The following is a 25,222-nucleotide window of genomic DNA, read 5'->3' as shown; positions in this document are numbered from 1 at the left end:
GCACGCATCCGCTGGCGAAGCTGCGCGGATGCCCTCCCCCGCACCCGCCACCGCTCCGCCCGCCTTCTTCGGCTGGCGCGTCACCGCCGCGGCCTTCGTCGCGCAGCTCGTCGCGAACGCCGCCGGGCTCGCGTCCGCGGGCGTCTTCGTCACGACGCTCGAGCGCGAGTTCGAGACGACGACGGCCGTCATCTCCGCCGGCCCGACGCTGTGCATCCTGCTGATGGCGCTCGTCTCGCCCTTCCTCGGCCGCTGGCTCGACGCCGGGCCGCAGAAGCTGATCATGATGGGCGGCGTCGCGCTGCTCGGCGCCGGCCTGTGGATCGCGTCGCACGCGACGACGCTGCCCGCGCTCGCGCTCGGCATCTGCCTCTTCGCGGCGCTCGGCATCGCGGCGTTCGGGCCGATGCCGTCGATCGCGCTCGTGAGCCGCTGGTTCGTGCGGCGGCGCGGGCTCGCCGTCGGCGTCGCGGTCGCGGGCGCGACGCTCGCGAGCGCGGTCGGCCCGCCGCTCGCGGCGCTCGCGATCGACGCGCTCGGCTGGCGCACGGCGCTGCGCGCGATGGCGCTCGCGGCGCTCGCCCTCGCGCTCCCGGCCTTCGCGCTGCTCGTCGTGAAGAGCCCCGAGGAGGTGGGCCAGCACGCCGACGGCGACGCCCACGCGCCGCCCGAGGCCGACGTGCCCGCGGAGGGGTCGGTCGCCGGCCACGTCCTGCGCCGGCTCGACTTCTACCTGATCGCGCTCGGGCTCGGCCTCGTGTTCGCGTCGCCGCTCGTGAGCACGATGCACCTGCCGCCGTTCGCGGAGAAGGAGCTCGGCATCGCGTCGACCGAGCTCGGCGGCGTGTTCGCGGCGTTCGCCGCGGGCTCGCTCGTCGGGAAGCTCGCGTTCGGCGCGCTCGCGAGCGCGGTCGCGCCGCGCGTCGCGCTGTGGGCGAACGCCGCGCTGCTCGCCGCGGGCTGGGCGCTGCTCGCGACGCGCCCCTCGCTCGAGGTGCTCGTCGCCGCGGGCGCGCTCTTCGGCCTCGGCATCGGCGCGGCCGCGCCGCTCCAGGCCGTGCTGATCGGCGCCTGCTTCGGACGGCGCGCGTTCGCGGAGGTGATGGGCCTCGCCGGGCTCGTCGCGCTCCCGATCATCGCGCCCGCGACCTGGCTCGCCGGCGTGCTGCGCGATGCGGCCGGAAGCTATTCGCCCGTCTTCGCGGCCGAGCTCGCGGCGCTCGCGGTGGCGGCGCTGATGTTCGCGTTCCTGCGCGTGCCGCAGGGCGCCGCGAAGGGCGCGGGCGCGCTCGCCGACGCACCGACGGCGCCGGTCGGGCCGCGCGAGGCGTGAGCGCGCCGGGCGGCCCTCCTCACTCGGCGTAGCCGAGCGCGCGCAGCGCCTCGCGCGTGTCGTCGCCGATGCGCGCCGCCGCCCGCGCGAGCCCGCTCTCGCGCTCGAGCGCGAGCTCGCGCTCGACGCGCGCGCGCAGGCGCTCGCCGTGATCGGACAGCGCCGGCGCGCGGTCGAGCCGCTCGTCGGGGTCGCGCGCGAGGTCGAACGCCTCGACGCGCGCGCCGTCCTCCCAGCGGTGGAAGATCCACTTGCGCCCGCGGTCGAGCGTCGCGACGAGCGTGCGGCCGTCGCGCTCGAGACGCGCCTGCCAGGCGGGCGCGTCCTCGTCGAGGAGCGTCCCGCCGGCGCCGAGATCGCGCGCGTCGTGACCGGTGAGCGCGAGCAGCGTGCCGACCACGCGCATCGACGCGACGTCGCGCGCGATGCGCCCGCTCGCGATGCCGGGCCCGCGGATCACGAGCGGGACGCGCACGAGCTCCTCGTACAGGCTGTTCTGGTGCGCCCACACGCCGTGCTCGAAGAAGCCCTCGCCGTGGTCGGACGTGACGACGACGATCGTGTTGCGCAGCCTCCCCCACGATTCGAGCTGCGCGACGAGCCGACCGAAGCAGTCGTCCCAGTAGGCGACCATCGCGTCGTAGGCGTCGACGAGCCGCTGTCGCTCGGCCTCGCCCACCTCGGTGCCGCGCTCCGCGCCCGCGAAGCCCGTCGCGACGCCCCAGAGGTTGGGCAGCTCGGAGCGCCGGATCGGCGCGTCGGTGAACTTCGCGTCGAACGGCGGCGGCGGCGCGTAGGGCCAGTGCGGCTCCATGTACTGGACGTGCGCGAACCAGGGCTCGCTCTCGGGAATCGACGCGAGCCACGCGAGCAGCTCGCGATCGATCGCCGGCGCGCCCGCGCGGTGCTTCCAGTCGGCGAGCTCGTCCTTGCGCACGGCGCCTGCGTCGGACAGGTCGTACGTCTCGCCGGACGGCCGCGCGATCTCGCGGCTCGCGTAGTCGTAGACGTGCTCGAAGCCCTGCGCGAAGCCGAAGCCGCGCGACACGAACGGGTTGTCCGAGAAGAGGCCCGTGCGATAGCCGCTCGCCCACAGCACCTCGGCGAGCGTCGCGGCCGCGTCGGGCAGACGGCCGTCCTCCTGCTCGACGCCGTGCTGGGCCGCGGACAGGCCCGTCATCAGGCTGGCCGTCGACGGCTTCGTCCACGACGACGACGCGCGCGCGCGCTCGAAGACGAGGCCGCCCTCGGCGAAGGCCGCGAGGTTCGGCGTCGTGTCGCGCGGGTAGCCGTGGAGCGAGGTGTGATCGGCGCGCAGCGTGTCGACGACGACCAGCAGGACGTTCGGCGGCGCGGCGGGCCCGGGGTCGCCGCAGCCCGCGAGCGCCGCGGACGCGGCGGCCAGCGCGACCGCGACGCGGCCGGCGCGCGCCGCGCGCGGGGCCGCAGGGAGGAGGAGGGGCCGACATGCGGGGCGCAGCATAGATAGGGAGGCGGGGTGCGGCGACCGCCTCCCCCGCGCGCGCGCGACGCGGCTAGGATGCGCGTCGCACGGGCGCGCCGCGCGGGCCGCACCAGGAGGGACACCATGCACGATCTCGTGATCCGGGGCGGAACGATCGTCGACGGGAGCGGCGCCGCGCCGTTCGAGGGCGACGTCGCGATCGACGGCGGCGTCGTCGCGGCGATCGGGCGCGTCGCCGAGCGCGGCCGCGAGGAGGTCGACGCGAAGGGCAAGGTCGTGACGCCGGGCTTCGTCGACATCCACACGCACTACGACGGCCAGGCGACCTGGGACTCGCTGCTCACGCCGACCTCGTGGCACGGCGTGACGACGCTCGTCATGGGCAACTGCGGCGTCGGCTTCGCGCCGGTCGCGCCCGACAAGCACCAGTACCTGATCGAGCTGATGGAGGGCGTCGAGGACATCCCCGGCACCGCGCTGCACGAGGGCATCGAGTGGGCGTGGGAGAGCTTCCCCGAGTACCTCGACGCGCTCGAGCGGCGCGAGCGCGCGGTCGACATCGGCACGCAGGTGCCGCACGGCGCGGTGCGCACGTACGTGATGGGAGAGCGCGGCGCGAAGAACGAGCCCGCGACGCGCGACGACATCGCGGCGATGGCGAAGCTCGTCGGCGAGGGCATCCGCGCCGGCGCGCTCGGCTTCTCGATGTCGCGCACGATCGTGCACCGCGCGCTCGACGGCGAGGTCGTGCCCGGCACGCACGCGGCCGAGGACGAGATCTTCGGCATCGCGCGCGCGCTCGGCGCGCTCGGCCAGGGCATCGTCGAGCTCGCGCCGGCCGGCGTGCAGGGCGAGGACATGGCCGCCCCCGAGAAGGAGGTCGACTGGATGGGGCGGCTCTCGGGCGAGATCGGCCGGCCCGTCTCGTTCGCGCTCGTGCAGCACGACGTCGCGCCCGACCACTGGCGGCGGCTGCTCGAGCTGTGCGACCGCGCGGGCGCCGAGCACGGCGCCGACCTGCGACCGCAGGTGTCGTCGCGCCCCGCGACGCTCCTGATCGGCCACCAGACGTTCCATCCCTTCAGCTTCCGCCCCACCTATCAAGGGCTCGCCGCGCTCCCGCTCCCCGAGCGCGTGGCGAAGCTGCGCGACCCGGCGGTGCGCCAGCGCATCCTGTCGGAGGCGTCGAGCTACCCGATCCCGCAGCTGCGGGTCGTGATGGACATGATCGAGAACGGCCTCGACAAGGTGTTCCGCCTCGGCGACCCGCCGGACTACGAGCCGCCGATCGAGCAGAGCTGCCGCAAGCAGGCGGAGCGACAGGGCGTCGACCCGTTCGCGCTGCTCTACGACTGGCTGCTCGAGATGGACGGCCGGCAGCTCCTGATGCTGACGCTGCTCAACTACAGCGAGTGGAGCCTCGACCCGGTGCGCGAGATGCTGCTGCACCCGCGCAGCGCGTTCGGCCTCGGCGACGGCGGCGCGCACTGCGGCGCCATCTGCGACGCGAGCGCGACGACGTCGCTCGTCGCGCACTGGACGCGCGACCGCACGCGCGGACCGAAGCTCCCGCTCGAGTTCGCCGTGCGCAAGATGACGCGCGACACGGCGGCGCTCTACGGGCTCGGCGACCGCGGCGTGCTGCGCGTCGGCATGAAGGGCGACGCGAACGTGATCGACTTCGACCGCCTCGCGCTCGAGATCCCCGTGCTCGCGCACGACCTGCCGGCGGGTGCCGGACGGCTGCTCCAGCGCGCGCGCGGCTACGACGCGACGATCCTGTCGGGTCGGGTGACGTTCCGCGACGGCGAGCCCACGGGCGCGCTGCCCGGCCGCCTCGTGCGCGGCGCGCGCGGCGCGGCGTGACGACGCGCGCGGCGCGGCGCGGCGCCGTCCGCGCCGCGCTCGGCGGCCTCGGTCTCCTCGCCGCGCTCGCGTGCACCGAGGACGTCGACTTCGACGACTACCGCGTGCGCGGCGACGCGATGACGGGCGCGCTCTCGGCGCTCGCCGCCGCGCAGCGCGCGCCGTGCGAGGAGCACGACGAGCTGCGCCGGCCGTACTTCGGCGACCTGCACGTCCACACCTCGTTCTCGAGCGACGCGCGCCAGTACGACCTCGCGCTCGAGCCGGCCGACGCCTATCGCTACGCGTTCGGCGAGCCCGTCGGCCTCCCGCCGCTCGACGCGTCCGGAGCGCCGACGCGCACGGTCCGCATCGACCGCCCGCTCGACTTCGCCGCCGTGACCGACCACTCGGAGTTCCTGGGCGAGACGCTGCTGTGCGCGGACGCCTCGAGCGAGGTCTACGAGAGCGAGAGCTGCCGGGCGATCCGCGCCGCGCGCACGCCGATCGACAGCCCGCTCGGCAAGTTCATCATGCTGCCGTTCCCGTGGCGCCACGACGACGTGTGCGGCGCGGACAACGCGCGCTGCCTCGCGCGCACCGCCGTCGCGTGGCGCGCGATCGTCGACGCGGCGGAGGCCTGGAACGACCCGAGCTCGCGCTGCGCGCGCACGACGTTCATCGGCTACGAGTACAGCTCGCACCGCCTCGGCTCGAACCTCCACCGCAACGTGATCTTCCGCAACGCCACCGTGCCGCCGCGCCCGATCTCCTACCTCGAGGTCCAGCGCGAGTGGGAGCTGTGGGCGCGCCTCCAGGAGACGTGCGACGCCACGGGCACCGGCTGCGACTCGATCGCCATCCCGCACAACTCGAACATCAGCAACGGGCGGATGTTCGCGGTCGACTACCCGGGCGCGTGGAGCAGCGCCGCGCAGGCCGAGCGCGCGCGCCTGCGCGCGCTCTCCGAGCCGATGGTCGAGGTGATGCAGCACAAGGGCGACTCCGAGTGCCTGCCGAACGCGCCCGGCGGCATCCTCGGCGACGCCGACGAGCTCTGCGACTTCGAGAAGTACGAGCTGCCGATCCTCGGCGACGACCCGGGCGAGTGCTGGGACGGGCCGCTCGCCGACGCCATCCCGCGGCTCGGCCCGAAGTGCCTCTCGCCCGGCAGCTACGCGCGCTACGCGCTCACGGTCGGCCTGCGCGAGGAGCAGCGCCTCGGCGTCAACCCGTTCCGCTTCGGCCTGATGGCGAGCACGGACACGCACAACGCGCTCGCCGGCGGCGTCGCCGAGCGGACCTTCCCCGGGCACCTCGGCATCGCGGACGCCGACCTCGCCGTGCGCGCGACGCTCTCGACCGGCACCTACGGCAACGCGCACAACAACCCGGGCGGGCTCGTCGGCGCGTGGGCCACCGAGAACGCGCGCGACGCGATCTTCGACGCGTTCGTGCGCCGCGAGGTGTTCGGCACGAGCGGCCCGCGCATCGCGCCGCGCCTGTTCGCGGGCTTCGACCTCGACCCCGACCTGTGCGACGACCCGGGCGCGATCGCGAAGGCCTACGCGAGCGGCGTGCCGATGGGCGGCGTGCTCGAGGCCGGCGCCGCGCCGGCCGCCGAAGGCCGCGCGCTGCGTCTGTTCGCGCTCGCGCACCGCGACCCGGGCGCGCCCGGCGGGCTGCTGCAGCGCATCCAGATCGTGAAGGGATGGGTCGACTCCGACGGCGCCCTGCACGAGCGCGTCGTCGACGTCGCCGGCACACCGGACGGCGCCGCGGACGTCGACCTCGCCACCTGCGCGCCGCGCGGGCCCGGACACGACGCGCTCTGCACCGTCTGGACCGACCCCGACTTCGACCCCGCGCTGCCCGCCGTGTACTACGCGCGCGTCGTCGAGAACCCCTCCTGCCGCTACGACCAGTGGCAGTGCCTCGAGGCCGGCGACGCGGCTCCCGCCTCGTGCGCGGAGCCGGGCCGCGTGCGCACGATCCAGGAGCGCGCGTGGACGTCGCCCGTCTGGGTCGCGCCGCGAGGCTAGGCGCCGGCCGGTCGCACCGCGAAGCGCGCCCAGCCCCACAGGAGGCCGATCGAGGCGAAGGCGCCGAGCATCTGGAAGGTCATGAACGCCGCGATCGGGACGGCGGGGTCGATCGCGTCGAACGACGACGTCGCGAGCACGAGCCCGAGCACGGTGTTCTTGACGCAGAGCTCGATCGCGACGGTCGCGGCCTCGCGCGCACTCGCCCCCGTCGCGAGCGGAACGATCCAGCCCATCGCGAAGGCGAGCGCGCAGAGCCACGCCGCGGGCGCGAGGCTCTCGGCGATCGGCAGGTCGCCCGCCGACGACGACTCCCACGCGAGCCCCGCGACGATCACGACGGCGCTCCCGACGGAGAGCGCGCGCTCGAAGCGCGCGAGCGCCGGCCGGACGGCGCGCAGGAGCATCCCGAGCGCGACGGGCAGGACGGTGAACGCGCCGAGCCGCGCCGCGGTCTCGAGCACGGGCATGTCGAGCGGCGCACCGCCCGCATCGTGCACGGCGCGCACCCAGAGCGGCAGCGTGAACAGCGTCGCCGCCGTCGCGGTGGCGGTGAGCGTGACCGAGAGCGCGGCGTCCGCGCGCCCGAGGTGCGCGACCAGGTTCGACATCGTGCCGCCCGGGCACGCGGCGACGATCACGAGCCCGACGGCCAGCAGCGGCGGGAGCGCGAACAGGTGCGCGAGCGCGATGCCCGCGAGCGGCATGGCCACGAGCTGGAGGAGCGTGCCGACGACGGTCGGCCGCGGATAGGCCGCGATGCGCCGGAAGTCGGCCGGCGCGAGCGTGAGCCCCATGCCGACCATCAGCGCGAACATCGCGGCCGGGACGAGCGCCTCGGTGATCCAGGTCGTCACGCGCGCTCCACCCCCGCGCTCATCCCGTGCGCGGCACCTCGAGCGTGCCGGCGGCGACGAGCTTCTCGATCTCCTCGTCGCCGAGCGCGAGCCGCTCGCGCGCGAGCGCGCGCGTGTGCTCGCCGAGGAGCGGCGCCTGGTGCACGTCGACGTCGGTCATGCCGCTCGCGCGGAAGCAGGGGCCCTCGAAGCACATCCAGCCGAGATCCTGCTGGTCGCGCCAGCGCAGGTAGCCGCGCGCCTGGTAGTGCGCATCCGACGCCTGGTCGGTGCCCGTGTACATGGGCGCCGCGGGCACGCCGAACATCTGGCACGCCGCGACGACCTCGAGGCGCGTCTGCTTCGCCGTCCACTCGGCGAGCTTCGCCTCGAGCTCGTCCTGCGCGGCGAAGCGGCCCGCGGCGCGGCGCAGCTCGTCGCGCTTCGCCCAGTCCGGGTCGCCGAGCGCGAGGCGCAGGCGCCCCCAGTCGTCGTCGTCGCGGCACGTGATCGTGACCCACTGCTCGTCGCCCTTGCAGCGGAACGTGCCCCACGGCGCGCCGCGCAGGCTGCGGTTGCCGAGCGGCACGACGCTGCCCGGCTCGACGCCCTCCTTCAGCAGCAGGTCGCCGAGCACGCCGACGACGGCCTCGGCCTGCGCGGTCTCGCAGTGGCCGCCGCGGCCGGTGCGCTCGCGCCGCACGAGCGCGGCGAGCGCGGCGACGGCGGCGAGGCGCCCCGCGAGGTGGTCGGGGAAGATCGCGCCCGACCCGGCCGGAAAGTCCTGGCCGCGGTAGTTCCACAGGTGCACGAGCCCGCCGATCGGCTGCGTGCTCGGCCCGTAGCCGATCCAGTCCGCCCACACGCCCTTCGAGCCGAGCAGCTGGCTGCTCGTCATCACGATGCCGGGGTTCAGCCCGGCGAGCGTCTCGTAGCCGACGCCCATGTCGTCCATCGTGCCCGTCGAGTTGTTCTCGATCACGACGTCCGACTGCGTCGCGAGCTCGCGCACGAGCTCGAGCCCGCGCTCGTGCTTCACGTTGACGCCGAAGCCCTTCTTCGAGCGGCTCGACGACGCGAACGACGCGCTCATCTCCGTCGACATCACGACGCGCATGAAGTCGGGATACGTGCGGCTCTCGATCTTGACGACCTCGGCGCCGTACTCGGCGAAGAGCCGCCCGGCCTCGACGCCGACGCCGCCGATGCCGAAGTCGAGCACGCGCAGGCCGGCGAGCGGCGCCGACGGCGCGGGGCGCGCACCGCCCGGGCGCGGCCGCGCGTCGGGCCAGAGTGCGTCGACGCGCGCGTCGTGCTCGCCCTTCGTCGGCGCGCGGTGGCGGTAGCCCTGGCGCGCTCCGTCGATCTCCCAGAAGCCCGACGCGACCGGGCCGCGCCGCCCGGGCGCCCACTCGGCGTCGCGCACGAACGTGCCGCGCGACGCGAAGTGCTCGTTCGCGAGCACCTCGGAGGGCGTCAGCACGGGCGTGCAGACGATGCCGCGCCGCTGCGCCTCGAACGCGCACTCCTCGTGCGTCATCGTGGCGAAGTGGTCGCCGATCATGACCATGAGCGCGTCCGCGATCGACATGCGCCCGAGGAAGGAGTCGTAGAGCGGGTCGCGCAGGAACTCGGGGTCGCCCATCCACTCGCGCATCGCGCGCCACTGCCGCGGCGACAGGATCACGAGCCGCACGTAGCCCGTCTTGCAGGCGTAGACCGTGTACATCGGCCCCGAGCCGAAGCGCATCTCGCCGGCGTAGTTGCCCTTCGCGCGCGTCATGCTGGCGTTCGAGAAGCTCCAGTCCGTCGTCTGCGCGAGCGCCTCGAGCACCGAGAGGTCGATGTGCTGCCCGAAGCCCGTGCGCGCGCGCTGCACGAGCGCGACGAGCGACGCGAACGCACCCATCACGCCCGCCACGTCGTAGGCGATCGCGCCGGGGAACAGCAGCGGCTCCTTGTCCGGCGTCCCCGCCTTGAACTGCATCCCGCCGATCGCGCACAGCGTGGCGTCGGTCGCGACCCAGTCGCGGTACGGGCCCGTCTGCCCGAAGTCGCTGATCGAGAGCGCGACGAGGTGCGGGTGGCGCTCGCAGAGCGCGGCCGGGGCGAGGCCGAGCGCGGCGAGCCGGCCGGGGCGCTCGCTCTCGATCAGCACGTCGGCCTTCGCGCACAGCGCGTCGAGGCGCGCGCGGCCCGCCTCGCTCTCGAGGTCGACGACGGCACCGAGCTTGTTCGCGTTGCGCCAGGCGAAGTAGACGCTCTCACCGCCCGCGACCGGCGGGATCGCGCGCGACCGCGCGCCCTCCGGCGGCTCGACGCGCACGACCTCGGCGCCGAAGTCGGCGAGGATGCGCCCGGCGAGCTCGCCCTTCTCGTCGGCGAGGTCGAGGACGCGCACCCCGGCGAGCGGGCGATCGGACGCGGCGTGGGCATCGGCGGCGGGCATCGGTCCTCCTCGGGAGCGGCGTGCGGGTGCGACGCGTGGCGTGCGGGTGCGGCGCGCCGCCCGGCGCGCGCGCGGCGCAGCGTCGAGCGGCGCGCGCCGCCCGCCGCGCGGCCGGGCGAGACTACACCCCGGCGGGCGGCTCAGTCGACCGGCGGGAACGCCTCGTGGATGCCGGCGAGCAGCTGCAGCAGCGGCACGACGTGCGGCGTGAGGATGGGCTTGCCCGTCGTCACGAGCGCGATCACGAGCGCGCGGTCCGGGTCGGCCCACGTGAAGATGTTCGAGAGGCCGAGGTGGCCGAACGCGCGCGGGTGGTTCCAGCCGTAGAGGCTGAGGCCGCTCGTGCCGCACATGAAGCCCGGGCTGTAGGCCATCGGGATCAGCAGCCGCCGGTCGAGCTGGCCGCGGCTCTCGATGCGCCGCGAGCGCGCGATCGCCGCCGGGCCGAACACCTCGCGCCCCCCCGCGACGCCGTCGTCGAGCAGGCACTGGTAGAAGACACCGATGTCGTGCGCCGTCGTGACCAGGTTCGCCGACGGCACGATCGCGGTCAGGAAGCGCGGGTCGTTCGACCACTCGATCACGGCCTCGAGCGGCGCGCCGATCATGTGCGCCACGACGCGGCGCAGCGGTGCGGCGAGCCGCGGGCCGGTCGTCGCGTTGCGCGCGACGAGCCCGACGTGCTCGGGCGCGACGCCGTACTCGAGCCACGCGAGCCCGAGCGGCGCCTTCACGAGCTCGTGCGCGAGCGCGCGCAGCGTCTTCCCGGTCGTGCGCCGCAGCACCTCGGCCACGATGAACCCGCCCGTGATCGCGTGGTACGCCGAGTAGCGGTCGGGGTCGTGCTCGGGCTCGGTGTCGCAGAGCAGCTCGAGCAGCTCCTCGGGCTCGCCGAGCAGGTCGAGGTCGAGGCTCCCGGGCGGCGGCGCCGGGATGCCCGCGCGGTGCGTCAGCACGTGGCGGAGCGTGATGCGCTCCTTGCCGCAGCGCCCGAAGTCGCGGATGTAGCTCGCGACCGGCGCGTCGACGTCGAGCACCCGCTCGTCGTGCAGCCTGTGCACGATCATCGCCGTCACGGCCTTCGCCGCCGAGAACAGGTTCACCGGCGTCTCGACGCCGATCGGCGCGAGCGGGATGCCCGCCTCGCGGTCGGCGGGCGCGTTGCCGCGCGCGTGGCCGATGGCGCGGTGGAGCACCTCGGCGCCGCGGAAGCGCACCGAGAGCTGGATCGCCGGGTGCGCGCCCGAGCGGTAGAGCGCCTCGACGCGCTCCCACACGGATTCGACGGCGCGCGGCGCGACGCCCGCGCGCGCCGCGTCCGCCTCGTCGCCGCGCGCGGTCACGGTCGCGAGATCGCGCGGAACTTCGCACAGGCCGAGCAGTGTCGAAGGCGCGCGAAGCAGCCGATCGAGGGGCGACGATCGCGACATCGGATCGCCGACGGTAGCCGACGCCGCGGCGGCCGATCGCGCGCGTCGCGTGCTCGCGCGCCGGGCAGCCCGCGGCGCGCGCTGCACACCGGGCGGGCAGTGCGGCGCGGTGCGACGGGACGACGGCCGCCCCGCTGCGCGCCGCGGGATGGCACGAACCTTGCGCTGTCCCCGGCTCGATCGAGAGGAGAGGTGCCATGCCGCGCTACGCGTACGAACGGCTCTCGGCCCAGGACAACTCGTTCCTCGTCGCCGAGGACGCGAACCACCTCATGCACGTCGCCGCCATCCAGATCATCGAGGCGGGCGACCTGCGCAAGCCGGACGGCGGCATCGACGTCGCGCGCTACAAGCGCGCGATCGAGGCCGTGCTCCACCGCATCCCGCGCTACCGCCAGCGCCTCAAGTGGATCCCGTTCCAGAACCGGCCCGTCTGGGTCGACGACCCGCACTTCCACATCGACTACCACATCCGCCACTCCGCACTGCCGAAGCCGGGCGGGATCGAGGAGCTGCGGCGCCTCACGGCGCGCATCCTCACGCGCAAGCTCGACCGCGCGCGCCCGCTCTGGGAGATCTGGATCATCGAGGGGCTCGAGGGCGACCGCTTCGCGGCCGTGAGCAAGATCCACCACTGCATGATCGACGGCGCCGCCGGCGCCGACATCTCGCAGATCCTGATGTCGCCGAGCCGCGAGGCCGCGCCGGGCGACCCGCCGCGCTTCTTCCCGCGTCCGTCGCCGAGTGCCTTCGAGCTGCTCGCCGACGACGTGCAGGACCGCCTCGGCGCGCCGCTGCGCGCGGTGCGCGGGGCGCTGCGCCTGTTCGACGCGGGCGTCGACTGGCGCGCGGAGCTGTCGGCGCGCGCGCGCGCGCTCGCCGACCTCGCCTCGCTCGCGCTGTCGCCGAGCTCGGAGACGCCGCTCAACGGCGCCATCGGCCCGCACCGCAACGTCGACTGGCTGTCGATGCCGCTCGAGCGCGTGAAGCAGGTGCGGCGCGCCTTCGGCTGCACGGTGAACGACGTCGTGCTCGCGATCGTGACGGGCGCGGTCCGCGAGTACCTGAAGCTGCGCCGCGTCGACCCCGACGGCATCGAGTTCCGCGTGTCGGCGCCCGTGAACATGCGCGACGCGAGCGAGCGCGGACGGCTCGGCAACCACGTGTCCTCGTGGGTCGTGCCGCTCCCGCTCGACGAGCCCGACCCCGCGATGCAGCTCGCGCGCATCCACGAGACGACGAGCTCGATCAAGGAGTCGCGCCAGGAGCTCGGCGTCGAGGTCCTGATGAAGGGCTTCGAGATCCTCCCGCAGAGCCTGTTCTCGGTCGCCGCGCGCGCGGTCGCCGGGCCGACGAACATGATCGTGACGAACGTGCCGGGGCCGCCCTTCCCGCTCTACCTGCTCGGCGCGAAGCTCGAGGAGATGGTGCCGTTCGTGCCGCTGCTGCCGGGCTCGGGCCTCGGCATCGCGCTCTTCAGCTACGACGGCCGGCTCACGTGGGGGCTCGCGGCCGACGACGCGCTCGTTCCCGACCTCGACGACTTCGCGCTGCTCGTCGAGGAGTCGTTCGAGCGGCTCTTCGCCGCCGCGCTCGCGCGCTCGCGCGCCGCGCACGCGGCGCAGGCCACCGATGCCGCGTACGACACCGGGAGCGTCGTGTCGCCGCGCACCGACGCGGCCGTCGCGCTCGCGGCCCCGCCGGCCGCGGCCGCCGACCGCGTCGAGGAGGAGGAGAAGGAGGAGCCGCCGCCCGTCGAGCCGCGCGCCTCAGTCGGCCGCGTCGAGCAGGCGTGACAGCGCCTGCGTCACGGGATTGTCGACCGCGGTGCTCGTCTCGGGCGTCTGCATGCCCGCGCGCAGGAAGCGATCCGACAGCTTGATCATGATCGCGCAGAAGCGCATCGCCCCGAAGATCTCCCAGTAGAGGATGTCGCCGGCGACCTTGCGCCCGACGCCCTCCTCCCAGCGCGCGACCATCTGCTCGCGCGTCGGGAAGCCCGCGAGCCGCGGCGCGCCGAGGTCGTCGAACGACATCCGGTCGAACATCACCCACCAGCCGATGTCGGCGTCGGGCGGCGAGAGCGCGCACGCCTCCCAGTCGCAGACGGCCGCGCAGCGGTAGTCCTGCCAGATCATGTTGCCGAGGCGCGCGTCGCCCCACGAGAGCCCCATCGGCGCGCCCTTCGGCTCGTACGTCTCGAGCCAGTCGAGCGCGCGCGTCATCACCGGGTGCGGGCGGCCCGCGAGCTCGCGCGCGCAGTAGTCGCGGTACAGGTCGAGCTGCATGGCGAACGTCGGCCGCCCGCGGCCCGACGGGTCGAGCCAGCCGAGGTCGAGCGTCGCCGGGTCGAGGCGGTGGAGCGCCGCCATCGCGTCGAGGCCGCTCGTCACCATGCGCTCGCGCTCGGCGGGCGTCGCCTCGTCGACGAGGAAGCCCTCGACCGAGTAGCGCGGCCAGTCGGCCGGCACGCGCCCCTCGACGAAGCCCATCGCGAAGAAGGGGCTGCCGAGCACGGACGCGTCCGGCTCGTACGCGCCCATCGGCGGCATCGGGACGACGCCGCTCGCGGCGATCGCGCTCATGATGCGGTGCTGCACGCCGACCGAGACGGCGCACGCGGGCGTCTGCTCGGGGAAGAGGCCGCCGTCGCGCGGCTCGATGCGCGCGACGAAGCGCTCGGTGCGCTCGCCCGCACCCTCGCGCCAGGTCGCGCGGAAGAAGACCGTCTCGTTCGAGAACCCGGTCGAGCGCGGCATGTCGACGTCGTGGACGCGCAGGCCCGCGCGGTCGGGGTGCACGCGGCGCATCCACGCGTCGAGCGCGCCGCGGAAGCTCTCGGGGTCGCGAACCGCCTTGGTCGGGGCTTCGGTGGCCATGGACGCGGAGACTACGACGGCCGCGCGCGCGCGCTCAAGACCCGACGCGCTTGGCGACCTCCTCGAGCATCACCTCGGTGGCGCCGCCGCCGATCGGCATGACGCGCGCGTCGCGGGCCATCCGCTCGACGGCCGTCTCGCGCATGTAGCCCTGGCCGCCGTGGAACTGCACGCAGTCGTAGAGCACGCGGTTCACGAGCTCGCCGGCGAGCGCCTTCAGCTCCGACACCTCGCGCGTCGCGTCGGCGCCCTGCTCCATGCGCCAGGCGCAGTGGTAGAGGAGCTGCCGCGCGGCGTCGGTGCGCGCCTGCTGCATGGCGAGGCGCTGGCGGATCGCCTGCTTGTCGAAGAGCGGCGCGCCGAAGGCCTTGCGCTCCTTCGTCCAGGCGTAGGTGAGGTCGAGCCCCTTCTGCGCGGCGCCGACGCACATGCCCGAGAGCACGAGCCGCTCGTTCTGGAAGTTCTTCATCACCTCGTAGAAGCCGCGGTGCTCGGTGCCGAGGAGGTTGCGCGCGGGCACGCGGCAGCCGTCGAAGGCGAGCTCGGCCGTGTCCGACGAGCGCCAGCCCGTCTTGTCGAGCTCGCGCGACACGCGCAGCCCCGGCGTGCCCGCCTCGACGAGGAACATCGAGAGCCCGCGCGGATTCCCGGGGTCGGTGCGGGCGGCGACGATCAGCAGGTCGGCCGAGGCGCCGTTCGTGATGAAGATCTTCGAGCCGTCGAGGATCCAGTCGCCGCCCGGGCCGCCGTCGCGGCGCGCGCGCGTGCGGATGCCGGCGACGTCCGAGCCCGCGACGGGCTCCGTCACCGCGATCGCCGTCAGGCACTCGCCCGTCACGATGCGCGCCATGTAGCGCCCGAGCTGGTCGTCGTTGCCCGAGTGCACGAGGTGCGGCGAGGCCATGTCCGTGTGCACGAGCACGGTGACCTCGAAGCCGCCGAAGGTCGAGGCGCCGAGCGCCTCGGCGAAGACGGCCGACGAGAGCGCGCCCCGCGCGAGCCCGCCGTACGCCTCGGGGTGCCGCAGCCCGAGGAAGCCGAGCTCGCCGAGCTTGCGCAGCACGTCGCGCGGCACGCGTCCCGCCTCCTCCCACGCGTCGGCGTGCGGGCGCACCTCGTTCGCGACGAACTGCTCGGTCTGGCGCTGCAGGGCGACGAGATCGTCGTCGAGGTAGACGGATGCGCGCGGCGCGCTCATGCGGGCTCCTCCTTCGCGCCGGCCGGCGCGGCGGGCGCGGTCGGCGCATCCGACGCGGCGGCGAAGCGCACGAGCAGCTGGCCGGCCGCGACGGCGTCGCCCGCCGCGCAGCACACTTCCTCGACGACGCCCGCGCCGGCGGCCGCGAGCTCGTGCAGCATCTTCATCGCCTCGAGCACGACGACGACCTCGCCGTCGCGCACGCGCGCGCCGGGCGCGACGCGCACCTCGGCCACCTGCGCGGGGAACGGCGCCGCGACGGCGCGCGCGCCGCCCGCGGCCGCGCGGTCGGCCGAGCGCCACGCGACCTCGCGCGGCACGGCGACGAGCTCGAAGCGCTCGCCGCCCGCGACGATCGCGACGCGGTCGCCGAACTGCGCGATGCGCACGGCGCGCGCCTCGCCGCCGCTCGCGAGCTCGAAGCGGTGCGGCTCGCCGGCCGCGCGCAGCGAGGCCGCGCGCGCGCCCTCGCCCCAGTCGACGGTGCCGTCGCCGCACGTGCGCACGACGGCGAGTGGCGCCTGCGCGCGCGCGTCGCGCGCATCGCGCAGGAACCAGTGCGCGACGGCGGGCGCGCCCGCGTTCGCGAGCAGGCGCCAGCCGCCGAGCCGCTGCCAGGGCGAGGCCGCGTCGCGCGCGGCGTCGCCGCCCGCGTCGCGGGCCGGGTCGCCGCGCTCCGCCTCGGCCGCGAGCGCGAGCGCGGCGATCGCGGCGGCCGGCAGGCCGAGCGCGCCGCCCGCGCCCTTCGCCGGGCCCTTCGGAAAGTGCTGCTCGAGGAAGTGCGTCGTCAGCGCCGCCGCGCGGAAGGGCGCGCTGTCGACCACCTGCCGCAGGAAGCCCAGGTTGTTCGCCGGGCCGAAGCACACCGTCTCGTCGAGCGCGCGCACGAGCCGCGCGACGGCCTCGTCGCGCGACGCGCCGTGCGCGACGACCTTCGCGATCAGCGAGTCGTAGTACGGCGAGATCTCCGAGCCGCTGCGCACGCCCGTCTCGACGCGCACGCCCGACGGCGCACCCGCGGCGTCGACGGCCGGCGGGAACGCGATGTGATCGATGCGCCCCGTGCGCGGCAGGAACTTCTTCTCCGGGTCCTCGGCATTGACGCGCACCTCGATCGCCGCGCCCTCCACCGCGACGTCGCGCTGCGCGATCGGGAGCGGCTCGCCCGCCGCGCTGCGGAGCTGCAGCTCGACGAGGTCGAGGCCCGTCACCATCTCCGTCACCGGGTGCTCGACCTGCAGGCGCGTGTTCATCTCGAGGAAGTAGGCCTCGCCCGCCTCGTCGTCGAACACGAACTCGACCGTGCCCGCGTTGTCGTAGCCGATGGCGCGCGCGAGCCGCAGCGCGCTCTCGTGCAGGTGCTGGCGCTGCGCGTCGCCGAGTCGCGGGGCCGGCGCCTCCTCGACGAGCTTCTGGTGGCGCCGCTGCACCGAGCACTCGCGGTCGTGGAGGTGGACGACGTGGCCGTGGCGATCGCCGACGACCTGCACCTCGAGGTGGCGCGGCGCGCGCACGTAGCGCTCGACGATGAGCCGGTCGTCGCCGAACGCGCCCGCGGCCTCGCGCTTCGCCGCCTCGAGCGCCTTGTCGAAGTCGGCCTCGCTCTCGACGATGCGGATGCCGCGGCCACCGCCGCCCGCGCTCGCCTTGATCATCACCGGGAAGCCGACCTCGCGCGCCGCCGCGCGCAGGCGCTCGGGCGACGCGTCGTCGCCGTCGTAGCCCGGCACGCACGCGACGCCGTGCTCGCGAGCGATGCGTCGCGCGAGCGCCTTCGAGCCCATCTGGCGGATCGCCTCGGCGTGCGGGCCGACGAAGACGAGGCCGGACGCCGCGCAGGCGTCCGCGAAGTCGGCGTTCTCGGACAGGAAGCCGTAGCCCGGGTGCACGGCGTCGGCGCCCGCGCGCTTCGCGGCGTCGAGCAGGCGCTCGCCGACGAGGTAGCTCTCGGTCGCGCGCGCCGGACCGATGTGGACGGCGCGGTCGGCGACCTCGACGTGCAGCGCGTCGCGGTCCGCGTCCGAGAAGACGGCCACGCTCTCGATGCCGAGGCGCCGGCACGCGCGCGCGACGCGCACGGCGATCTCGCCGCGGTTCGCGATCAGGACGCTGCGGAACACGCGCTCCTCCCCCGACCCTTCGCTCGCCTACATCCGGAACACGCGGAAGCGCTCCCGCTCGTCGCCCGGCGCGCGCGCCGCGAGCGCGAGACACAGGCCGACGACGTCGCGCGTCTGCGCGGGCTCGATCAGGCCGTCGTCCCACAGGCGCGACGTCGCATGATAGGGGCTGCTCTGCCGCTCGTACTGCGCGGCGACCTCGGCGCGCAGCCGCTCGAGCTCGGCCTCCGAGGCCGCGTCGCCGTCGAGCCCGCCGCGGCGCACGTCGACGAGCACCGTCTGCGCGGTCTCGGCGCTCATCGTGGCGATGCGGCTGTTGGGCCAGGCGAACAGGAAGCGCGGCCGGAAGCCGCGCCCGCACATCCCGTAGTTGCCCGCGCCGTACGAGCCGCCGACGAGCACCGTGAGCTTCGGCACGGTCGCGCTCGCGACCGCCGCCACCATCTTCGCGCCGTGCTTCGCGATGCCGCCGCGCTCGGCCTCGCGCCCGACCATGTAGCCCGACGTGTTCTGCAGGAAGAGCAGCGGGATGCCGCGCTGCCCGCACATCTCGATGAAGTGCGTCGCCTTCAGCGCGGCCTCGGCGAAGATGATGCCGTTGTTGCCGACGATGCCGACGGGGTGGCCGTGCACGTGCGCCGTGCCGGTCACGAGCGTCTCGCCGAAGCGCGGCTTGAACTCCGAGAAGCGCGAGCCGTCGACGAGGCGCGCGACGATCTCGCGCACGTCGAACGGGATGCGCGCGTCGTGCGACACGACGCCGCCGAGCTCGGCCGGGTCCTGCAGCGGCGGCTCGGGGCGCGCGGGCGGCGCCGCGAAGCCCGGCTGCTCCATCGCGGCGACGAGCTCGCGCAGCTTCGCGTAGGCCTCGCGCTCGTCCGCCGCGACGTGGTCGGCGACGCCCGACTCGGCGACGTGCAGGTCGGCGCCGCCGAGCGCGTCGGGCTCGACGATCTCGCCGAGCGCGGCCTTCACGATCGGCGGCCCGCCGAGGAAGATGCGGCCGATGCCGCGCACGATGATCACCTCGTCGGAGAGCGCGGGCACGTAGGCGCCGCCGGCCGTGCAGCCGCCGAGCACGACGGACAGCTGCGGGAGCCCGGCGTTCGACATGCGCACCTGGCGGTAGAACGTGCCGCCGAAGTGGTCCTGGTCGGGGAAGACCTCGTCCTGCAGCGGCAGGAACGCGCCGCCCGAGTCGACGAGGTAGATCGTGGGAAGCCGGTTCTCGAGCGCGATGTCCTGCGCGCGCGCGTGCTTCCGGATCGACGCCGGGAGGAGCGTCCCGCCCTTCACCGTCGCGTCGTTCGCGATGAACATGCACGGCGTCCCGCACACGACGCCGATGCCGGTGACGAGCGCCGCACCGGGCGCCTCGTCGTCGTACTGCCCGTAGCCGGCGAGCGTCGAGAGCTCGAGGAAGGGCGTGCCCGGGTCGACGCACAGGTCGATGCGCTCGCGCGGCAGGAGCTTGCCGCGGCCCCGGTGGCGCTCGATCTGGCGCGCGCGGCCGCCGTCGACCGCGTGACGCTGACGCGCGCGCAGCTCGTCGACGAGCGCGGCCGAGGCGGCCGCGTTGCGCGCGAACGCGTCACTGCGCAGGTCGAGCCGCGTCGCGAGCGGAGGAGCGGAGGGCCGCGGCGCCACCGCGGCGGCGAGCGGGGTGTCGGATCGGGGCATCGGCGCCTTCCCGGGCGGGCCCGCGCGCGCGAGCCGGCGGCGCGCGAGAGTGCCACGCCCCATTCGGCGGCGCCCGCCGGGCCGCCGGGGCGCCGCGCGCGCGCCGCCATGCCGCGGCTCGCGGCAGCTCGCGCGCCGCGCATGACGCAAGAAGGGTCACATCGCGTGGCGCGCGCGCGCGGCGACCGCGTAGGATCGGCCCATGGCCCTCGACATCCTGCGCATCCAGCACTGCAACGTGAACTGCTCGGACCTCGCCCGCTCGGTCGCCTTCTACCGCGACTTCGTCGGGCTCGACGCCCTGTTCCACACGCATCCGCCGCTCCAGGACGGGGGCGGCTTCGGCATGTCCGGCGACGTGCAGTGGGACGCGTGGATGATGCACGACGGCCGCGGCGGCGGAGAGGACGGCTCGCCCGCGATCGACCTGCTCGAGTGGAAGCGGCCGGGGCCCGTCGGCCGCCCGTACGAGCCCGCGAACCACCTCGGCATGTTCCGCATCTGCTTCGCGACTCCGGACATCGAGGCCGTGCACGCGCGCGCTCTCTCGCTCGGCGTGCCCTGCCTGTCGCCGCCCGCCGACGTCGCCATCCAGAGCCAGCACGCCGCCTCGGTGCGCGCGCTCTTCACGCGCGACCCCGACGGCACGCTCGTCGAGTTCATCGAGCAGCCCGGCAGCGCGGGCGTCCGCCTGCTGCACGTCAACGTGAACTGCAGCGACCTCGCGCGCTCGCGCGCGTGGTACGAGAACGTGCTCGGCCTCGAGGTGCGCGGCACGAGCGCCCCCGGCCCGATTCCCGGCGCGCCGTTCGGCTTCGAGGGCGACTGCGACTACGAGGCCGCCTTCCTGTTCGCGAAGGGCACGCCGTTCGCGATCGACCTGCTCGAGTGGAAGCGCCCCGCGCCCGTCGGCCGGCCGTACGCGAGCGCGAACCACCTCGGCATCTACCGCATGGCGTTCCTCGTCGAGGACGCGCGCGCGGGCGCGGACGAGCTGCGGAGGATGGGCGTCGCGTGCTCGGAGCCCGTGTTCCTCGACATGGGGCCCGAGATCCCGGTCGAGGGCGTGTGGGCGGTGTTCTTCCCCGATCCCGACGGCACGTGCCTCGAGCTGATCGAGGCGCCCATCATTCGCGGCTGACGCCGCGCGCCCCGCGCCCACTCCCGCCGCGATCGGCATCGCCGGCGCCGCTCGCAGCTTCGGTCGCCCGATCGACGCCGCCCGCGGCGTCGGCGCCGAGGGCGCGCAGCCGCTCGTTCGCGTGCGCCTCCCAGGCGGCCGCGCCGCGCTCGCGCGCGACGTCGCGCAGGTAGCGGAAGCCCGCGATGGCGCGGTCGCGCCGGCCGAGCTCCTCGAGCGTGCGCGCGAGCGCGTCGATCGAAGCGAGGTGGCGCGCCGCGATGCGCAGCGCGGCCTCGTAGTGCGCGACGGCGCGCTCGAGGTCGCCGCGCGCGCGGTAGCGGTTCGCGAGGTTGAAGTGCGCGACGTGCAGGTGGCTCGGCGCGATCGGGAGGTGCGCGACGACGAGCAGCGCGGCGAGCGCGAGCGCGCGGGCGGCGACGCGGCGCACGTGGCGCGCGCGCAGCGCGTCGGCCGTGTCGACGAGCGCCGCCGCCGCGAAGAGCAGCAGCGCCGGCACGACCGGGAAGCGGTACCGCGCGAGCACGAAGAACGCGAGCGCGGTCGCGAGCGCGACGAGGACACTCGCGTAGAGCGGCCACAGCGCGCGCCGCGGCCACGGACTCGCCGCGCGCCACGGCGGCGGCGCGCGGCGCGCGCAGAGCGCCATCCCGACGAAGGCGAGCGGCGCGACGACGCCGAAGCCCGGCAGCGGGAGCCGCATCACCCACGAGAACTCGCGCTCGAGCTGCGGCGCGCGGTCGTTCCAGACCTCGCCGGCATTCGCGAAGAGCGCGAGCTTGCGCAGCTCGAGCCGCAGCCAGCGCGCGGGCCCGGCGGCGATCGCGCGCAGCGCCTCGCCTCGCCAGTAGCTCGAGACCTCTCCCGCCGACAGCGCCCGACCCGTGCGCTCCTCGGCGACGCGGCGGCTCGTGTCGCGCTGCTCCTCGGGCGAATCGAACTCCGACGCGGCGAAGTCGGACGGCACGGTGAAGAACGTGCCGTCGGCGCGCGCGTGGTGGCCGACGTAGAGGTTCATGCCGCCCGTCGCCGTCACGAGCACCCACTCGCCGCCCGCGACGCGGTTGTGCGCGAGCGACGGGGCGAGCGCGAGCGCGAGCCCGGCGGCGAGACCGCCGAGCGCGCGCGCCGCCGGCGGCGCGCCTCGCCGCGCGGCGCGGCCGCGAGGCCGGCGCCGAGGAGCGGCGCGAAGAGCAGCGCGTTCGGGCGCGCGAGTGCGGCGATGCCGATCGCGAGCCCGAGCACGGCGCCGCGCCCCGCGCCCGGGCGCTCGCCCGCGCGCACCGCGGCGAGGAGCACGCCGACCGCGATCGGCATCTGGACGGAGGCGACGAGGCCCGTGCCCTCGTAGAAGATCGCCATCGGGTAGAGCGCGAGGCCGAGCCCGGCGACGAGCCCGACGCGGCGATCGAACAGGCGGCGGCCGAGCGCGCACAGGCCCGCCGCCGCGGCCGCGCCGCCCGCGAGCTGGAGCGTCCGGGCGACCGCGAAGCGCGCGCTCGGGTCGGCCCCGTCGCCGGCGACGGCGTGCACGAGCGCGTAGACCGCGCCGAGCAGGTAGGCGTAGAGCGGGCCGAGGAAGAAGACGCCGTCGCCGACGAGGTCGCCGCCCGCGATCGCGCGCGCCCACGCGTCGTACACGCGCCCGTCGACGGAGGGCGACGCGAAGAACGGGTCGTGCGCGCGGATCTCCGCGCCGTGCGCGAGCCGCAGCGCGAGTGCGGCGGCGAACACGGCCCACGCGTCGAGCCGCCCGGCCCGTGCGAGCGCGTGCGCGCGCCGGCGCGCGCGCGCGAAGCTTCCGCCTCCGGGCTCGCTAGGCCTTGCCGAGGGCATGCCGCGCGCCGCGGCGTCCGAAGTAGGTGGACTCCGCGATGCACGTGCCGCTCGAGTAGCCGGTGCCGTCCTGCGCGATGTTCGACGCGCACGCGCCCGCCGCGTAGAGCCCGGCGATCGGCGAGCCGTCCGCGCGCAGCACCTCGGCGTCCTTCGACACGCGCAGCCCGCCGAGCGTGAAGCCCACGAAGAAGTTCTTGCCGAACGAGGCCTGCATCGCGGCGAACGGCGCCTTCGTCAGCGGGCGCAGCCACTTCTTGCCCTTGTGGAAGTCGGGGTCCTCGCCCTTCTCGGCGTTCTCGTTGTAGCGGCGGAGCTCGGCGGCGAGGCCCGGGATGCCGAGCCCCTCCTCCATCTCCTCGAACGTCTCGTACGCGTCGATCACCTCGTAGCCGCCGAACTCGGGCCGGCCGAAGATCTCGTCGTCGGCGATCAGGTAGGCGACGCCGTCGGGCTGCTTGGTGATGAAGATGCTCGTGCGCGAGTGGTACGAGTCCTCGGCGACGAAGCGCTTGCCGTGCTTGTTGACGAGGATGCCCTTGATCAGGCTCTCCGGCGGATAGAACGGGCACGTCACGAGCGCGCCGTCCATGTGCAGGGCCTCGCCGCCGGCGGCGAGGCCGAGCTGGATGCCCGCGCCGTCGCACGCCGGCGTCGCCTGCTTGTACACGCGCTTGTCCGCGAGCAGCGGCGTGTACTTCTTCATCATCTCGACGTTGCCGCTGAAGTGGCCCATGCAGAGCACGACGCCCTTGCGCGCGCGCGCGTGCCTCGTCTCGCCGTCGAGCGTGCGGTAGAGGACGCCGACGATGCGATCGCCGTCGCGGACGAGCTTCTGCACGTAGCACTCGTAGCGGACCTCGACGCCGAGCGACTTCGCGCGCTCGACCAGGCACTCGACGAGCTTGATGCCGCCGTGCTCGCCGTGGACGGCGACCTTGTGGCCGCGGTAGGCGGGCTTCGCGTGCTCGCGGTAGGGGTACACCTCCTCGTTGCCCGACGAGATCAGGCACTCGTCCGTCGGCTGCAGGACGTGCTTGCCCTTGTACATCGTGTTGTTGAACGGGACGCCGTTGTCGGAGAGCCAGTCGAAGTGCGAGACCGAGTCGTTGCAGAAGAGGTCGATCTTCTCCTCGTCGGGCTCGGGCGTCATCTCCATCAGGTACGTCTTCATCGCCTCGACGGAGTCGTCGACGCCGACGGCCTTCTGCACGCGCGTGCCACCGCCCGCGTAGACGTGGCCCGCGGCGTTCGCCGTGATGCCGCCGAAGCCGCTCGCGCGCTCGAGCACGAGCACCGCGCCGCCCTGGAGCGCGGCCTCGCACGCCGTCGCCGAGCCCGACGCGCCGAGCCCGCACACGACGAGGTCGACCTCGTCGTCCCACTTCGGGACGCCCTTCGCGTCGATCACCTCGTACACGACCTTGCTCGACTCGCTCATCGGGACGGCTCTCCTCGGCTCGTGGGAAGACGGCGCCCGCGGCGCGGGCGGCGCGTGAGTAGCGAAGCCCGCGCTTCCTGGCACGGCGCGCCATTCTGGCACGGGGCGACGGGGAGCGAGTAGTCTACGCGCCGCTCGCGCGCGGCCCGACGGCCCGCCGAGCCGCCGGACGCGTCACCACCGGAGGCACAGCGCACCATGGGCGAGGGCCGCATCGTCTTCCGCAACGCCAACCTGCTCGACGGCGAGAACGCCGCCGTTCCGGGCTCGACGGTCGTCGTCGACGGCAAGCGCATCGCGAGCGTCGGGACGGGCCCCGTCGCCACGGGCGCCGACGATCGCGTGATCGACCTCGGCGGGAAGTCGCTCATGCCGGGCATGGTGAACGCGCACTTCCACTCGGGCTTCGGCCCCGCGCCCTCGCTCACGCAGCCGCCCATCCTCGGCCTCGACGCGCCGCTGCCCTACATGGGCATGATCGCGGCGCGCAACGCCGGCATCGCGCTCGACGCGGGCGTCACGTCGGTGATCGGCTCGAGCAACCCGGGCCACCTCGACGTGTGCCTCAAGGACGCGATGACGATCGGCATCGTCGAGGGCCCGCGCATCCTCGCGTGCACGCACGAGTTCATGGCGAGCGGCGACATGGCCGACGGCACGAACCGCTCGTGGTACATGGAGGTCGGCGCGCAGGGGCTCATCCGCCGCGTCAACGGCGTCGAGGAGATGCGCGCGGCGGTGCGCGAGGAGGTCGGCCGCGGCTGCGGCGTCGTGAAGCTCTCGGTCTCGCCCGGCCACGGCTCGGCGCCCGCGCGCGAGATCTCGTACTACACGCAGCCCGAGCTCGACGTCGCCGTCTCGACGGCGGCCGAGCTCGGCGCCATCGTGCGCGCGCACTGCGCGTCCGCCAAGGGAATCAAGATGTGCGCGAAGGCGGGCCTGCGCATCATCGACCACGCGGACAAGATCGACGACGAGGGCATCGAGGCCGTGCTGCGCGCCGACGCCGCGGTGACGCCGAGCATGCTGTGGAGCGTGCGCTTCCTGCAGTTCGCCGAGAGCTGGGACCACTCGCAGGCCACGTTCCCGATCGGCGAGGGCTTCCCGGAGCCGCTCGACCGCGTGCTCGAGCGCCTCGCCGGCGTGCGGCGCGACTTCGAGTACACGTGCAAGATGGTGCCGCTGATGGAGAAGGCGGGCGTCCGCCTGCTCGTCGGCGACGACTTCGGCTATCCGATGATGCCGCACGGCGACTACGTGTCGGAGTACGAGGTCTACACGCAGCAGCTCGGCATCCCGGCGCTCTCCGTGCTGCGGTGGGCGACGAAGAACGGTGCCGAGGCGATGGGCATGGGCGACGAGCTCGGCACCGTCCGCGCCGGCCGGCTCGCCGACCTCCTCGTCGTCGACGGCGACCCGTCGAAGGACATCGGCGTGCTTCGCACGGGCATCCGCCTCGTGATGAAGGACGGCAAGGTCGTCCGCGACCGGATGGCGGGCTAGCTCCCGCTCGGCCTGCAGGGTCGC

The 25,222-nt window shown here is 74.7% G+C and carries 17 protein-coding genes; 6 read left to right on the top strand and 11 right to left on the bottom strand.

From position 1 onward, the window contains the following. The first annotated feature begins 28 nt into the window (after positions 1–28). Positions 29–1,333 carry an MFS transporter gene (locus tag R3E88_15405; GenBank protein MEZ4217871.1) on the top strand — a complete coding sequence of 435 codons (1,305 nt, stop codon included), beginning with the start codon at positions 29–31 and terminating at the stop codon, positions 1,331–1,333. A gap of 19 nt (positions 1,334–1,352) precedes the next feature. Here R3E88_15405 and R3E88_15400 read toward each other — a convergent pair whose 3' ends face one another. Continuing rightward, positions 1,353–2,816, bottom strand: a complete 1,464-nt coding sequence (locus R3E88_15400; protein MEZ4217870.1) for a sulfatase — start codon at positions 2,814–2,816, stop codon at positions 1,353–1,355. Positions 2,817–2,921: 105 nt separating this feature from the next. Here R3E88_15400 and R3E88_15395 point away from each other — a divergent pair, with 105 nt between their 5' ends. Next, positions 2,922–4,664 (top strand): amidohydrolase family protein, encoded by a 1,743-nt coding sequence (locus tag R3E88_15395; GenBank protein ID MEZ4217869.1) that lies wholly within the window; start codon positions 2,922–2,924, stop codon positions 4,662–4,664. Then, positions 4,661–6,685, top strand: coding sequence for a DUF3604 domain-containing protein (locus R3E88_15390; GenBank protein MEZ4217868.1), 2,025 nt, complete (start codon positions 4,661–4,663; stop codon positions 6,683–6,685). The genes R3E88_15395 and R3E88_15390 overlap by 4 nt, the downstream gene beginning before the upstream one ends. Here R3E88_15390 and R3E88_15385 read toward each other — a convergent pair. The 3 genes from R3E88_15385 to R3E88_15375 all read right to left on the bottom strand — a co-directional run bounded on the left by R3E88_15385 (position 6,682) and on the right by R3E88_15375 (position 11,313). Then, positions 6,682–7,542, bottom strand: a complete 861-nt coding sequence (locus tag R3E88_15385; GenBank protein MEZ4217867.1) for a hypothetical protein — start codon at positions 7,540–7,542, stop codon at positions 6,682–6,684. The genes R3E88_15390 and R3E88_15385 overlap by 4 nt on opposite strands. Before the next feature lie 19 nt (positions 7,543–7,561). Continuing rightward, complete coding sequence (locus R3E88_15380) at positions 7,562–9,970, bottom strand: CoA transferase (GenBank protein MEZ4217866.1); 2,409 nt, start codon at positions 9,968–9,970, stop codon at positions 7,562–7,564. 140 nt (positions 9,971–10,110) lie between these two features. Continuing rightward, positions 10,111–11,313 carry a serine hydrolase domain-containing protein gene (locus tag R3E88_15375; protein ID MEZ4217865.1) on the bottom strand — a complete coding sequence of 401 codons (1,203 nt, stop codon included), beginning with the start codon at positions 11,311–11,313 and terminating at the stop codon, positions 10,111–10,113. Positions 11,314–11,597: 284 nt separating this feature from the next. Between R3E88_15375 and R3E88_15370 the strand changes: the two genes are divergently transcribed. Continuing rightward, positions 11,598–13,196 carry a wax ester/triacylglycerol synthase family O-acyltransferase gene (locus R3E88_15370; protein ID MEZ4217864.1) on the top strand — a complete coding sequence of 533 codons (1,599 nt, stop codon included), beginning with the start codon at positions 11,598–11,600 and terminating at the stop codon, positions 13,194–13,196. Here the strand turns inward: R3E88_15370 and R3E88_15365 are convergent. From R3E88_15365 to R3E88_15350, 4 genes are read right to left on the bottom strand one after another with little or no spacing between them, the layout of a single operon-like run. Continuing rightward, positions 13,170–14,279 carry a phosphotransferase family protein gene (locus tag R3E88_15365; GenBank protein MEZ4217863.1) on the bottom strand — a complete coding sequence of 370 codons (1,110 nt, stop codon included), beginning with the start codon at positions 14,277–14,279 and terminating at the stop codon, positions 13,170–13,172. The two genes, R3E88_15370 and R3E88_15365, sit on opposite strands and share 27 nt — an antisense overlap. A 34-nt stretch (positions 14,280–14,313) precedes the next feature. Further along, positions 14,314–15,477 carry an acyl-CoA dehydrogenase family protein gene (locus R3E88_15360; GenBank protein MEZ4217862.1) on the bottom strand — a complete coding sequence of 388 codons (1,164 nt, stop codon included), beginning with the start codon at positions 15,475–15,477 and terminating at the stop codon, positions 14,314–14,316. Next, positions 15,474–17,597 (bottom strand): biotin carboxylase N-terminal domain-containing protein, encoded by a 2,124-nt coding sequence (locus R3E88_15355; GenBank protein ID MEZ4217861.1) that lies wholly within the window; start codon positions 17,595–17,597, stop codon positions 15,474–15,476. The genes R3E88_15360 and R3E88_15355 overlap by 4 nt, the downstream gene beginning before the upstream one ends. 27 nt (positions 17,598–17,624) lie before the next feature. Beyond that, on the bottom strand, positions 17,625–19,277 hold the full coding sequence (locus tag R3E88_15350) for a carboxyl transferase domain-containing protein (GenBank protein ID MEZ4217860.1): 1,653 nt from the start codon (positions 19,275–19,277) through the stop codon (positions 17,625–17,627). Positions 19,278–19,479: 202 nt separating this feature from the next. Between R3E88_15350 and R3E88_15345 the strand changes: the two genes are divergently transcribed. Next, positions 19,480–20,418, top strand: coding sequence for a VOC family protein (locus tag R3E88_15345; protein ID MEZ4217859.1), 939 nt, complete (start codon positions 19,480–19,482; stop codon positions 20,416–20,418). Here the strand turns inward: R3E88_15345 and R3E88_15340 are convergent. From R3E88_15340 to R3E88_15330, 3 genes are all read right to left on the bottom strand, one after another. Beyond that, entirely contained in the window at positions 20,405–21,454 is a 1,050-nt protein-coding gene (locus R3E88_15340; GenBank protein MEZ4217858.1) for a tetratricopeptide repeat protein, read from the bottom strand. The two genes, R3E88_15345 and R3E88_15340, sit on opposite strands and share 14 nt — an antisense overlap. Further along, on the bottom strand, positions 21,451–22,152 hold the full coding sequence (locus R3E88_15335) for a glycosyltransferase family 39 protein (protein MEZ4217857.1): 702 nt from the start codon (positions 22,150–22,152) through the stop codon (positions 21,451–21,453). The genes R3E88_15340 and R3E88_15335 overlap by 4 nt, the downstream gene beginning before the upstream one ends. A gap of 82 nt (positions 22,153–22,234) precedes the next feature. Beyond that, on the bottom strand, positions 22,235–23,695 hold the full coding sequence (locus R3E88_15330; protein MEZ4217856.1) for an FAD-dependent oxidoreductase: 1,461 nt from the start codon (positions 23,693–23,695) through the stop codon (positions 22,235–22,237). A gap of 198 nt (positions 23,696–23,893) precedes the next feature. Between R3E88_15330 and R3E88_15325 the strand changes: the two genes are divergently transcribed. Then, a complete protein-coding gene (locus R3E88_15325) occupies positions 23,894–25,198 on the top strand; it encodes an amidohydrolase family protein (GenBank protein MEZ4217855.1) in 1,305 nt (434 codons plus the stop codon). Positions 25,199–25,222 lie beyond the last annotated feature (24 nt).

The organism is Myxococcota bacterium (genome assembly GCA_041389495.1).
Classification (GTDB): Bacteria; Myxococcota_A; UBA9160; order UBA9160; family UBA4427; genus JAWKRT01.
The sequence above is the reverse complement of the archived record's forward strand: the minus strand, read 5'-3'. Positions and strand labels throughout refer to the sequence as shown.